The organism is Mesorhizobium sp. Arg314, from assembly GCF_053714275.1.
On the sequence record NZ_JBSKBP010000045.1, the window covers coordinates 1 to 12,247 of the forward strand.

9 protein-coding genes and 2 pseudogenes are annotated in these 12,247 nt (G+C 62.1%); 4 read left to right on the forward strand and 7 right to left on the reverse strand.

The features are described from left to right. Positions 1–326 precede the first annotated feature (326 nt). The 3 genes from ACWGS9_RS29075 to ACWGS9_RS29085 all read left to right on the forward strand — a co-directional run bounded on the left by ACWGS9_RS29075 (position 327) and on the right by ACWGS9_RS29085 (position 2,284). The gene (locus ACWGS9_RS29075; RefSeq protein WP_454508474.1) at positions 327–602 is read left to right on the forward strand and encodes a hypothetical protein; all 276 of its coding nucleotides are present in this window, start codon (positions 327–329) and stop codon (positions 600–602) included. 83 nt (positions 603–685) lie between these two features. Then, a complete protein-coding gene (locus ACWGS9_RS29080; protein WP_454508475.1) occupies positions 686–1,918 on the forward strand; it encodes a cytochrome P450 family protein in 1,233 nt (410 codons plus the stop codon). Positions 1,919–2,137: 219 nt separating this feature from the next. After that, entirely contained in the window at positions 2,138–2,284 is a 147-nt protein-coding gene (locus tag ACWGS9_RS29085; protein ID WP_454508502.1) for a hypothetical protein, read from the forward strand. A 473-nt stretch (positions 2,285–2,757) separates the two neighbouring features. On the opposite strand, the gene ACWGS9_RS29090 is transcribed toward ACWGS9_RS29085, so the two are convergent. Continuing rightward, positions 2,758–4,266: a dicarboxylate/amino acid:cation symporter gene (locus tag ACWGS9_RS29090; RefSeq protein WP_454508476.1), complete on the reverse strand. Its 1,509-nt coding sequence runs from the start codon at positions 4,264–4,266 to the stop codon at positions 2,758–2,760. Between the two features lie 437 nt (positions 4,267–4,703). Here ACWGS9_RS29090 and ACWGS9_RS29095 point away from each other — a divergent pair. Continuing rightward, a pseudogene (locus ACWGS9_RS29095) lies at positions 4,704–4,917 on the forward strand (ATP-binding protein); the annotation flags it as partial. A 171-nt stretch (positions 4,918–5,088) separates the two neighbouring features. Here ACWGS9_RS29095 and fabG read toward each other — a convergent pair. The 6 genes and pseudogenes from fabG to ACWGS9_RS29125 form a co-directional block, all read right to left on the reverse strand. After that, a complete protein-coding gene (fabG, locus tag ACWGS9_RS29100) occupies positions 5,089–5,826 on the reverse strand; it encodes a 3-oxoacyl-[acyl-carrier-protein] reductase (RefSeq protein ID WP_454508477.1) in 738 nt (245 codons plus the stop codon). Between the two features lie 47 nt (positions 5,827–5,873). Next, a pseudogene (locus ACWGS9_RS29105) lies at positions 5,874–6,159 on the reverse strand (ACP S-malonyltransferase); the annotation flags it as partial. 38 nt (positions 6,160–6,197) lie between these two features. Further along, positions 6,198–6,551, reverse strand: coding sequence for a hypothetical protein (locus tag ACWGS9_RS29110; protein ID WP_454508478.1), 354 nt, complete (start codon positions 6,549–6,551; stop codon positions 6,198–6,200). Between the two features lie 146 nt (positions 6,552–6,697). Beyond that, a complete protein-coding gene (locus ACWGS9_RS29115) occupies positions 6,698–8,086 on the reverse strand; it encodes a M16 family metallopeptidase (protein WP_454508479.1) in 1,389 nt (462 codons plus the stop codon). A 2-nt stretch (positions 8,087–8,088) separates the two neighbouring features. Beyond that, complete coding sequence (locus ACWGS9_RS29120) at positions 8,089–9,444, reverse strand: M16 family metallopeptidase (RefSeq protein WP_454508480.1); 1,356 nt, start codon at positions 9,442–9,444, stop codon at positions 8,089–8,091. Between the two features lie 1,058 nt (positions 9,445–10,502). Next, positions 10,503–12,242, reverse strand: a complete 1,740-nt coding sequence (locus ACWGS9_RS29125; protein WP_454508481.1) for a relaxase/mobilization nuclease domain-containing protein — start codon at positions 12,240–12,242, stop codon at positions 10,503–10,505. Positions 12,243–12,247: the final 5 nt, after the last annotated feature.

The following is a 12,247-nucleotide window of genomic DNA, read 5'->3' on the forward strand; positions in this document are numbered from 1 at the left end:
TGATCTTGCGCGTGCCGGGCTCGTGGCTCTCGCCGGGTTCGATCGCAAGGATCGCCGCATGTTTGCGTTGGAACGGGGGGCGAATGATTCATCGACATGGTAAGAGTGGGGAACTGCCGCTCGGATTGCGAGAGGCGCCACCCGCGATTACGCTAAGTGCTGTAGCTGACGGCTTGGCGCGCCGCGCTCTCCCGAGGGCTGGGATGATCAGCGTGCCACGGCGGGCAGGCTGATGAGGGGATCATCGCTCATCCGGGTGATGGTTCGAGAGACACCCGCCCGGCGGTTGAACTCGGCCGCACGCCGCGTCTCGGGCCACTCTCGCGATGGCTGCGCTCGATTTGCTCGATCAACGCTGCCGGCGCTGCCGGATCACCTGGACGCACAAAAGTTATGCTCACCGCCCTGTCGCCGACGGATATGCGGGTCGATGCAGCTCTGGACGACGTGGAGATAACCAATTCGCCGGCCGTCACTGGAACAGCCTGTCTGGTGGAGCAACCGGGCTCCTCTTCCTGGACGAGCCCGCCAACCATCTCGACATCCACAACCAGCTCACGCTGCTCGCCCCCGTCGAGGGCGTTCGATCCGAAGGCGTTTGACGTGGATGAGGTGAGACGCGTTTGCGGGAAGCTGCAAATGATTTTGTAACTTTATAATAATGGTTCTTTAAGGAGTTGTTGGCATGCGCGTAGAAAACGATCATTGCGATGTGATCGGTGTGTCGGTCGCTCCCACGCAACTTGATAATCTGTCTTCTGCGATTCTGCAGCAGGGGGGGATGGCGCGAGTGTCGCTGCCAGGCGATGTGGTGACCTGGGCGGCAGGCGGTCACCAGACGCTCAAGCGGATGCTTTCCGACCAGCGTTTCAATGGGGACTGGCGACAGTGGCGGGCGCTGCAGGACGGCGAGATTCCCGAGGATCATCCGCTGATCGGGATGTGCAAAGTGGACAACATGGTCACGGCGCACGGCGCAGGTCACCGGCGCTTGCGCGGCCTGCTGTCCAGGAGCTTCACGCCCAGTCGTATCGCCTTGCTGGCGCCACGGATCGAACAATGCGTCGATCGACTCCTGGCCGAGATGGCGCAACGCGGCGGCAGTGCCGATCTGATGTGCGAGTTCGCCGTTCCGCTGCCCACCAACGTGATCGCCGAACTGTTCGGTTTGCCGGACGAACAGCGCGAGGAGATCGTCGCGCTCACCTACAGCCGGGCCAACACGTCCGCCACAGCCGCAGAAGTGCGACAGACGCGGCAGTGCATCCCGGAGTTCTTCCGTCGCCTGATCGCGCTCAAGCGGGGCCAGCTCGGCGACGATCTGGCTTCGGCCCTGATCGTCGCGCGCGACAACGGCGAGATCGTTTCCGACACCGAGCTCATCGACATGCTGTTCATGGTGCTCTCTGCGGGCTTCGTGACCACCACCGGCGTCATCGGCAATGGCGTGCTGGCATTGCTGACGCATCCGCAGCAACTGCACCTGGTACGCAGCGGCAAAGTCCCGTGGTCACAGGCGATCGAGGAGATCCTTCGCTGGGGCAGCGCAGTGGCCAATCTGCCGTTCCGTTATGCCACCCAGGACGTGGAGATCGACGGATGTATGGTCCGCCGCGGCGACGCCGTCCTGATGGCGTTCCATGCAGCGAACCGGGACGAAAAGGTTTTCGGTCCTGGCGCCGACAGGTTTGATGTCACCCGGCGGCACAACCCGCACCTGGCGTTCGGCGAGGGGCCGCATGCCTGCCTGGGCGCTGCGCTGGCGCGCCTGGAATTGCACTGCGCCTTCCCCGCGCTGTTCGGGCGGCTGGAGGATCTGGCGCTGACCATCGCCGCGGAGGACGTCCTCTACATGCCGTCTTACGTCATTCGCTGCCCGCAGCGCCTGCCGGTCACCTTCCGCCCTTCCACCACTTAGAGAGTGCGGCATTTACCACGGATTCGGTGATTGTCGGTTCGCCGGGGTGGCAGGTCTCGCATGAGGAGGGCGACCATGCCCGGGTATGCTCGCCCACATCGTCCTCCAGACAAGTGAGCTTCGCGAGCGTTGGATGAACTGGAATCTGGAACCTAGTCATGTCGCCGACCAGATCCGCTCAGCCTGCGGCCCAATGAAGTGTCTGCCATTAAGATCGGTATGCTCTCTACGGCGCGGGGCATTGTCGCGCTTGCGGCCGGGCTCAGCGAATATCCATCAATACAGGCAGCGCTCGATCCAGTGCTATCTTCCTCTTCGAGCAGGCCGCTCCTGGAAGCGAATGCGATAGGGCATCATGAAGCGTGATCTCATGCCGCTTCGCCATCTCGTTACGCCAAATCTCATTGAACTGGCGGTCCTTTGTCGGTTCGAAACTGGCAGCGGACGATGATGAAATCCTTCGGCAGGGAAAAAGATTGCTTGCGTCCGGGCCGTAGGCGATGTTCTTCAAAGGCCGCCACTGGACCGCGATCAACGGATATTCTGTTGAGTTCCAATTAGGACCCCATTCGCTTCGACACACCCGTCTTGCCGGAACGATGGGCGGGACAGGCTGCATGCTGGCAAGCGCCGTGGCCGGATTGGCCAATGCGAGGTCGCTCGAAGAGGGCGTGCTCGAAGGCAAGCGGTTGGTCCTCAAGAGGCTAAAGAGGAGAATTTTGCCGGATGATCTTACAAGTCACTTGAGCTCCCATCGAAGAGTTGGCTTGGGTCGAGGCGCCAGCCGATGCGAGATTTTACACCGCGCGGATTGGCGTCATAGCTCCCGCCTCAGGCGATCAGGTGTAAGGATTGCCGGGATGACGGCCAGCGGTTCCACCGCCCGGCTTTCCGATGCCGCGAGTGGCCGACAAGTCCTGCCGGCAACAAAACCGGCCCGGGCTTGAATCGTCTCCATGAGGTTTGTTTTCATACATCTCGTTGCCCCAGAACCGGGGTCGATCGTCGGGGGAGATGGAGAGATCCTCGACTTGCGGCTGCGACAGGTCTGCCTCGTCTGGCAATTCACCGGCCATGGCCGCGGCGAGCTTCGCCTGATCCAGCTCCTTTTCCCAGCGCGCCACGACGATCGTCGCGACCGCATTGCCGACGAGATTGGTCAGCGCCCGGCACTCCGACATGAAGCGGTCGACGCCGAGGATCAGCGCCATGCCGGCGACCGGCACCGAGGGCACCACCGACAGCGTCGCGGCCAGGGTGATGAAACCAGCGCCGGTGATGCCTGCGGCACCCTTGGAGCTCAACATGGCGACGAGCAAAAGCAGGATCTGATCGCCGAGAGTGAGCGGCGTGTCGGTCGCCTGGGCGATGAACAATGCCGCCAGCGTCATGTAGATATTGGTGCCGTCGAGATTGAAGGAATAGCCGGTCGGGATGACCAGGCCGACCACCGAGCGCTTGCAGCCGGCACGCTCCATCTTGACCATCAGTCCAGGCAGCGCCGCCTCTGAAGATGAGGTGCCGAGCACCAGGAGCAACTCTTCCTTGATGTATCGGATCAACGCCAGGATCGAGAAGCCGTTGTAGCGGGCGACGGCGCCGAGCACGATCAGCACGAACAGCAGCGACGTCGCATAGAACGTCCCGATCAGCATGGCGAGATTGGCGATCGAGCCGATGCCGTATTTGCCGATGGTGAAGGCCATGGCGCCGAAGGCGCCGATGGGTGCGGCCTTCATGAGGATGGCGACGAGGCGAAAGATCGGCGCAGTCAGCGCCTGCAGGAAATCGACGACCGGACGGCCGCGCTCGCCGACGAGCCCCAGCGCAATGCCAAAGAGCACCGAAAAGAACAGCACCTGCAATATGTTGCCCTGCACGAAGGCGCCGGTGATCGTGTCGGGGATGATGTTCATCAGGAAGCCGGCGATGCTGGTGTCATGCGCCTTTTCGGTAAAGGTCATCACTTTCGACGCGTCGAGCGTGGCCGGGTTGATATGCATGCCGGCGCCGGGCCGGACAACATTGGAGACGACAAGGCCGATAACCAGCGCCAGCGTCGAGAACACCAGGAAATAAATCATCGCTTTGCCGGCGACGCGACCAACTTTCTGCAGGTCGGATACGCCAGCGATGCCGGTCGCCACCGTCAGGAAGATCACCGGCGCGATGATCATCTTGACCAGCTTGATGAAGGCGTCGCCGAACGGCTTCATCGCAGCACCGGTCTCGGGATAGAAATGGCCAAGCAGGATGCCGGCGGCGATCGCCACCAAAACCTGCACATAGAGATGTCGATAGAAGGGAACCTTGCCGCGCGGCTCGGCGGCAGCGATGGCTGTCTGCATGATATCCTCCGTTGGCCCCGATCGGGAAACCCGACCTCCCGGGACCTTTGAAATTCAACAGCCTCACGGCTGCTGAATCGGAGCGCGCAACTGGCATGCCAGAAGCCAGCTTTTATGGTAAGTCTTTGATATTACCTTATAGTCTTCAATCCATATTTATCGCCGCCGGACCAAATGTGCGGCCGTCCGCATAAATCGGATGGTCCGTTGTGCGAAATCATGCACAAAATGGGCGATGCTGCAGCCACCCGCCGCCGACCTTTCTTCAAAGCCCGCGCAATTCGGCAGGCGTGCGGGCCGCGCCTGGTTTGGGTTCGCCGCAGTAGGGCTCGCGATCATTGCGTGCGCTCTATGGCTCCGGCACCTTTACGCTCGCGGCATCGAGCTTAAGCGGCTGGCGGCGCAGGGGCACAGATGCCAACCTGAAAGTAGCGTTGATGGCGTGGCTCAGCGTATTGGACAAGGGGTCCGGCATTCCGCCGGCGATCCTGAGGTCGCTGTTCACGCCGTTCAACACATCGAAGGAATCCGGTCTGGGCCCGGGGTGTGGTGGTCTCGAAGAACATCGTCGCCGACTATGGCGGCCGCATCGAGGTAGCAAGTGGCAACAGCGCCACATGCTTCACCATCCACCTTTTGAAGGCAGCGTAGTCAAGCATGACGCACCATATGGCACCACCGGTCATCCTGATCGATGACGACCGCGACCTCCTACGTAAGCTGATGATCGGGGGTTGCTTCGGAGTGGCCGAAGCCGAGCCCCAAGCTTCCAGGTCCTCCAACAACGAAGGCGATAATCGAACAAATTTGCCGATCATGACACTAGATCATCGCCATGCCGCCATTGACGTGGATGGTCTGGCCAGTGACGTAGGCGGCTTCGTCGGAGGCGAGATAGGCGACCGCGGACGTAACCTCGGCGCTGGTGCCCATGCGGCGGGTCGGGATCGCCGCCATGATCGTTTCCTTCTGGTTGTCGTTGAGCTGGTCGGTCATGGCCGATTCGATGAAGCCCGGGGCGACGCAGTTGACGGTGATGTTGCGGGTGGCGATCTCCTGCGCCAGCGACTTGGAAAAGCCGATCATGCCGGCCTTGGAGGCGCAGTAGTTGGTCTGGCCGGGATTGCCGGTGACGCCGACCACCGAGGTGATGTTGATGATGCGGCCATGCCGGCGGCGCATCATCGGATGGGTGAGCTCGCGGGTCAGCCGGAACACGGCGGTGAGGTTCACCTCGATCACCGAGTCCCAGTCGGCGTCCGACATGCGCACGAACAAGCCGTCCTTGGTGATGCCGGCATTGTTGACGAGGATATCGACGCCCTCCAGATCGGCTTCAGCCTTCTGTCCCAGCGCCTTGACCGCGTCGCGGTTGGTCAGGTCCGCCGGGAAAAGCCTCACGCGCTCGCCAAACTCGCCGGCCAGCGCCTCGAGCTTCTCGACGCGGGTGCCGTGCAGACCGACGATGGCGCCCTGGCTGTGCAGCACCCTTGCGATCGCCTCGCCGATGCCTCCCGATGCGCCGGTGACGAGCGCCGTGCGGCCGGTCAATTCGAACATTTTCATCTCCCGATTTCAGCGAGCACCTTCGTCAAATCGCCAGCCTGTCAGTCCAACGCCGTCAACGCCGCCTCGACCTCCGCCGCCGTACCGATGGCACCTGTAGCGATGTCGCGATTGATGCGACCAGCGAGGCCCGACAGCACCTTGCCGGCACCGACTTCATAGAGGGTCGCGACACCGTTAGCGCCAAACCATTCCACCGTCTCGCGCCAGCGCACCCGGGCGAATGGAAGGGGGCGGAAACCAGCGGCATCCGCGCCCTTTTCGGCGCAGAGCTTCGCCGCCAGTTCGACCCGCCGCCCTGGCGCCGGAAATGACCAGCGCATACCCGTTCTTGATGCGATAGGCCGGCCACCTCGACCATCTGCTCATAGGCGACGGGCCGGTCGGGCGGCGGTCTCCATGGCCGTTGTCGGCGACCCGACCGGGATGCTGCGGCGATGGCTGAGCTCCGGCGGCAGGGCGCTCCGGCTGCCGGACTTCAGTAGCGGCCGCGATGCCGTCGGGGCGGGTTGCGAGGGAGACGAGGAACCCTTCGTGCGGCAGATGCCGGAGATGAGCGGGTATTTGGAATTGCGCTCATGCAGGATCTGTCTCTTCATCGCGGCTTCGCATTCGCCGATGGTCGACCATTTGGCCGCCGTCTCGCCGATATATTCACACAGCTTGGCGTCGCAGTCGCAACCGAGAATGGTCATGGCGATAACGGCGGTCTTGATCACGGTCTTGTCCCTTCCAAATACCTCCCGGCAGCCATTCAGGCACCGGTCCGGCGAGGTGAGCGCGGCTGTCAAAACATCGCGTGGAGACTGTCAACTCCAAATCTCCAAGGTGGCTTTATGACCTGTTTGAACAAGGTCGGCGTCTGTCAAGGGCAATGCTGAAGGTTGGGCTCATCCTTGCCGGCCTCTGCGAGCTTCGGCCCGACGACCAAGATGGCCGGCTCGGCCGACAGCAGCTTTCTCGCCGCCGCCTTGACCTGGTCGAGCGTCACCGCGTTGATGTAGTCGGCGCGGCGCTCCATGTAGTCGACGCCGAGATCGTCGAGCTGCAAATTGACCAGCGTCGCGACGATGGCGCTCGGAGAGTTCAGATTGTTGATGGCATAGCCGCCAATCATAGACTTTTTGGTCGCCGCCAGTTCGGCCTCGGTCGGGCCCTCCTCGGCCAAGCGCTTGACGACATCGCGTACGATGCCAAGGGTCTCGGCCGCACGGTCCGAGCGCGTTCCGGTGGCGACGATCAGCGTGTCGGTATGATCCTGATGGACCAGCGAGGAGTTGACGCCATAGGCCAGCCCGCGCTTTTCGCGCACCTCCTGGAACAGGCGCGAGGTGGGCCTGCCGCCGAGGATCTCGTTCATCAGCGCGGCCGGGAAGAAATCCGCCGCCTTGCTCTTCACTCCGGGCCAGGCGAGCTGGAGCTTGGTTTGCGGCAAGTCGTAGTTGACCTCGATACGCTGTGCCAGCTTCGGCTGGACGTCGGCGACGGGCGCGAGTATCTGGTTCTGCGGCAGGTCGCCGAACACGAAGTCCAGATTCTTCTTCAACGTCTCTGGGTCGATGGCGCCAACCACGGCGACCTTCAGGCCGTCGCGCGCGAAGATCCCCTTGTGCAAGGCTTGGAGATCTGCCTGCGTGATGGCGGCGATGCTTTGCCTGGTTCCCTGGTCGGAGCGCGAATAGGGATGGTCGCCATAGATGGCGTGCGCCCACCGGTTCTGCGCCACCGTTTTGGGGTCGTTCTCCCCGCCAATGATGCCGGACAGGACCTGGGCACGGACGCGGTCAATGGATGCCTGGTCGAAACGCGGCTCGTTGACCGCCAGCCGTAACAGGTCGAATGCTTCGTCGCGCTGCTCGGCCAGCATGCGCATGGAGCCATAAATGCGGTCGCGGCTCTCGTCGAAGCTTATCTCGGCACCGGCATCGTCGACCCTGATCTGGAAGGCTTCCGAATCGAAAGGGCCGGCACCCTCGTCGAGCAGGCCGATCATCAAATTGGCCAGTCCTTCCTTTCCCGGCGGGTCCTGCGTCGAGCCGCCGCCGAAGCCGAAGCGGACAGAGACGGTCGGCGCGGAATAGTCCTCGACCAGCCAGGCAGTGACGCCCTTCGACGAGGTGACGGGCTGGATCTCCATGGCGCCGGCGGCTAGCGCCGGCATGACCAGGAACACCATCGAGAGGAAGAGCGGGGCAAGCGCGGCGAGTAATTTTCCTGCTCCCCTTTGGAGAGAGCGGCGATGCTGGGTCGTCATGATCAATTCCCCGTCTGTTGCTGTGGCAAGAGATAGCCGGTCGTCGAGCGGGCCAGCTCCAGATAGTGAGCGGCAACGGCCTTGACCTCGTCCGTCGTGACCTTACGGATGCGGTCCGGCCATTGCTGCACATCCTCGACATTGCCGCCGGTAACCAGTGTCAAACCATAGATGTTGGCCAAGGCGTACTGGTTGTCGCGGGCAAAGGTCTCCGACCTGATATAGCGGTCCTTGGCCTTTTCGAGCTCATCCCAAGTGACGCCGTCGCTCGCGATGCGCGCCACCTCGGCATCGACCGCGGCTTCGACGTGGTCGAGTTTTGCGTCAGCACGTGGCGCGACATAAACGGTAAAATTTGTATCGTCGAGCATGGTACCCTCGAAATTGGCGCTGACGCTGGAGGCTATGCCCCGCTTGACCACCAGCTCCTGGTAAAGCCGGCTGCGGTTGCCGTCGCCGAGGATCTCGGCCAGCAGGTCCAGCGCTTCGGCCTCGCCCAGCTTGGCGGTGTGGTAGGAGGGCACCACCCATTGCGTCGAGACACTCGGCACGCTGACGCGAGCGTCGGACAGCGTCACCGTACGCCTTGTGTTCTGCTCGGGCTCGACCGGGCGGATGCGCGGCGGTAGGTCCGGGCCGCGCGCCACCTTGCCATACGTCTTCTCTGCCAGCGCCTTCACCGTTTCCGGCTCGACATCGCCGGCGACGATCAGCACCGCGTTGTTGGGCCGGTAGTATTTGTCGTAAAAGGCGGCAGCGTCGGTGCGGTTCAGTTGCTCCATCTCGTGCATCCAGCCGATGACCGGAATACGATAGGGCTGGTTCTGCCAGAGAGCGGCATCGACTTCCTCGCCCAGGATGGCCACCGGATTGTTTTCGATGCGCAAGCGGCGCTCCTCCAGGATGACGTCGCGCTCGGTCTTGATGACATCGTCGGTCAAGATGAGGTTGCGCATGCGATCGGCCTCGAAGCCCATCATCTGTTCGAGCGCCGAGGGCGGCACCGTCTCGTGGAAGGCGGTGTAGTCGTAGGAGGTGAAGGCGTTGTTGGAGCCGCCGATCTCGGACACGGCACGGTCGAACTCGCCCGCGGCATGGTTGGTCGTGGCCTTGAACATCAGATGTTCGAAGAAATGCGCTATGCCGGATTTGCCCGGCGGCCCGTCGGCGCTGCCGGTCTTGTACCACACCATGTGGGTGACGATCGGCGCGCGATGGTCGGGGATGACGACCACTTCCATGCCGTTGTCGAGCAGGAAATCTGTGACTTTGCCGCCGTCGGCGGCGAGAGCGGAGCCGGCGAGGGTCAGCCCGGCTGTGATGAGCAAAGCGCGCAGAGCGTCAACTCCAAATGTCATCGGTGGCTTTTTGAGCTGTTCGAACGAGGTCAGCGTCCCTGCGAAATATCGACATCGCAGAGCGTTGCCGCCAAAGCCAAGGTTTCGTTGAGGCGCGCATGCAGACTTCGACATGTTGGCCATCTTCCTTTCTCACATTGATCGCTATGAAATAAACGAGCTGAGTACGGCAGCGCCTGTCGCGTCCCAGTGAAGTAGACTCAAAAATCGTGCCAAACTGGCGGGACGGTTTTTGCTGTCTATTAAAACAGGCCCGGCCGAACACATGTGTCGCGGACTCCACGAACCAGACATGAGGTGTGGGCTGCGAAGGTGTTTCTCACGATGGAGGGACAGGATCTTTCTTCGAGAAAATCGAGATGCGCGCGCATCATTGAAGAGTTTGAAGTCGAGCCGGGATATGATGTTGCGAAGCGTGGGGTAGCTGACCGCTTTGATTGCCTTGCCCTGCGGCATGGGCGGGCTCGTCAGCGTGCCTCGGCTGGCAAGCTGATGGGGGACAGTTGGCGCTGTGCGGAGTTGGCGCGATGCTCCCTGGGGAGAGTCATGTAGGAGCACATCCAGCTCGGCCTCTTGCAAATCACAGCGAGCGTCCGGAGCTTGGACGGATATTAACGAAGACCGCGCCCCACTGGCGCTCTGGTGGCCTCCGATGTCTTTTGCACAAAGGCGGTGGTGATCAAGGCGGTGACGACGCGGGGTGGCCGGCATGGCCAGCACGTTCCTATGAACTTCCAAAGGGTCGCTGCCATGTGGCACTCGGGACCATGGTAAGGGGGTCTTCAGCCTCTCTGGCACGTCCGAGGCGGCCAGCTTGACGCCGCAAGCCGCGCCGGGTCGGTCCAGATCGGCTCGGCCGTGGAGGCTCCTCATGCTCAGGACCTCGCCCCGACCTTCCGTGTTGATGCTGACGGCTTCCGACGCATCCAATCGAGGCGCACCTGCAGATAGGTGGCGCGATCCCCAGATAGGGCGTGTCGCCTTCAATCGGCCGTTCGAGAAAGGCCTTCGCAAAAGCGATGCCAAAGGCGCGTTCGCGAACGGCTTTGCTATCACCCTCAAAGCCCGAGCCCTCGTTTCCTGCCGAGGGACCAATCCACATCACCCCGGGCCCGCACGACGCCCGCGAGGTGACTGCCGAGGTGCTTCTCGATTGCAGGTGACCAAGGCACAAGCTTGAAGCCGAGCCCGTCATCGATCATCGCGAAGCGACCGGAGGCAAGAGAGAAGCGCCGCCGGTAGGTACCCGCAAGGTGGTCACCGTCAGTAGCCTTCGTGAATCGCAGACCTGTCTCGGCGGCGAGCTGCTCACCGAGTGCATCCACCTCCCGACCACGGAGTGCTGCAATAAAGCCGCGCGGGAGTATGACACGTTCAGCCTCACGCCGCGCCAAGCCTTGCTCGACAAGGTGCTGGGTGCGGTGCTCCAGCGCCTGCTTCACCTGCCGTGCAAATCCGCCCTCGCCTAAATTGGTTGGCGGGCGCGCCACCAGTTGCCGGTCGAGCCAAGTCGCGCCGTTTGCACGGACCTGTTCTTCGATCGAGAAATCAGAACGCACAGCAAGCGCGATGCGGCTCCGGCCTTTCGCATCGTCATAGCGCCTAAGCTCGACGATGGAGCCCGGCGCCGAATCTCCGGTGGCGTCAAGATTGTGAAAGCGGATGTGATGCGTGCGGCCATCGATGCCGTCGACGATTGCGTACGCAGACGCGCGAAACTCGTCATCGAGTCCTCGTTCGATGAGCCTACCGATGATAGGCACGTCGCTCGCCTCGCCCTCAAAAACTTGTTCGGCGGCGCCTCTGTCGAGCCCATATTCGGTAAGCGTGCGATGCATGCGCTTGATGATGTCGCCTCGCTCGCCAAGCGCTCGCAAGGTAGCTTCGGCTTCGGCGACCATGGTCCATTGGCCCGCACCGATCGGGTGCGCGAGGCCGAGGCTTTCCAACTTACGCAAGCGACCGACCTTCACCGCGAGATACTCATCAGGTTTCGGCTCCCCGAGAGGCGCGACGTCGATCATGCCATACCTGTCGACTTCACGAACGAGCTGGCGGTCGAGTTCCGTCCAGCGTTCGGCCTCAATTTGTTGATGGAAACTGCGACGAATTTCATGATTGGTCCTCGGGCCAAGCTCCTGAGTGATCAGGTTCTGCGCGCGACTGCGCATCCCATTTTTGATGTAGTCGCGAGAGATGACGAGATCCTGACCATCCCCGGCTCTGCCGCGCAGGATGATGTGAATGTGCGGATTGTCGGTATTCCAATGATCGACTGCCAGCCAATCAAGCTTTGTCCCGAGATCCTTTTCGGCCTGGCTCATCAAATCGCGGGCGAACCCTCTCAGATCAGCCATGTCGATAGCGTCCTCAGGAGAAACAATGAAACGGAAATGATGTCGGTCGCCCTCGCACCGTCCGGCAAACTCCTTGACGTCGGTATTGTCGGGTTCTGGACCGAACATACGCGCCCCCTTACCGTCACGCGTCACACCTTCGCGACGCAGATAGTTGAGGTGTCGGGCAAGCCGACCATTCTGTCGCTTGTGAGGGACCACGAGCGCCTTGACTGTGCAGGATCGGGAGTGATTGCCGATGAAACGATTGGCGCGGATGCTCGCCACCCGGCCGCGCCCAAAATGCGAGTTGCGTCCCGGCGTGATCCTGCCGTCGCGCGAAATGCGGCCGCCGGCTTTCTGCGCAGCAGCGAGCGCCTGGGCGATGAACGGCCTTGCCCGCTGGCTCTGGCGTGAGCGGATACGGCCAGGCCGGACCCGAAAATCCTCGTCGCTGCTCACCGGCA

Excerpts from the sequence above, each read along its gene's own strand:
- ACWGS9_RS29115 (WP_454508479.1), bottom strand. The coding sequence starts at position 8,086 with ATGACGACCCAGCATCGCCGCTCTCTCCAAAGGGGAGCAGGAAAATTA.
- ACWGS9_RS29085 (WP_454508502.1), top strand. The coding sequence starts at position 2,138 with ATGCTCTCTACGGCGCGGGGCATTGTCGCGCTTGCGGCCGGGCTCAGC.
- fabG (WP_454508477.1), bottom strand. The coding sequence starts at position 5,826 with ATGTTCGAATTGACCGGCCGCACGGCGCTCGTCACCGGCGCATCGGGA.
- ACWGS9_RS29075 (WP_454508474.1), top strand. The coding sequence starts at position 327 with ATGGCTGCGCTCGATTTGCTCGATCAACGCTGCCGGCGCTGCCGGATC.
- ACWGS9_RS29080 (WP_454508475.1), top strand. The coding sequence starts at position 686 with ATGCGCGTAGAAAACGATCATTGCGATGTGATCGGTGTGTCGGTCGCT.
- ACWGS9_RS29120 (WP_454508480.1), bottom strand. The coding sequence starts at position 9,444 with ATGACATTTGGAGTTGACGCTCTGCGCGCTTTGCTCATCACAGCCGGG.
- ACWGS9_RS29090 (WP_454508476.1), bottom strand. The coding sequence starts at position 4,266 with ATGCAGACAGCCATCGCTGCCGCCGAGCCGCGCGGCAAGGTTCCCTTC.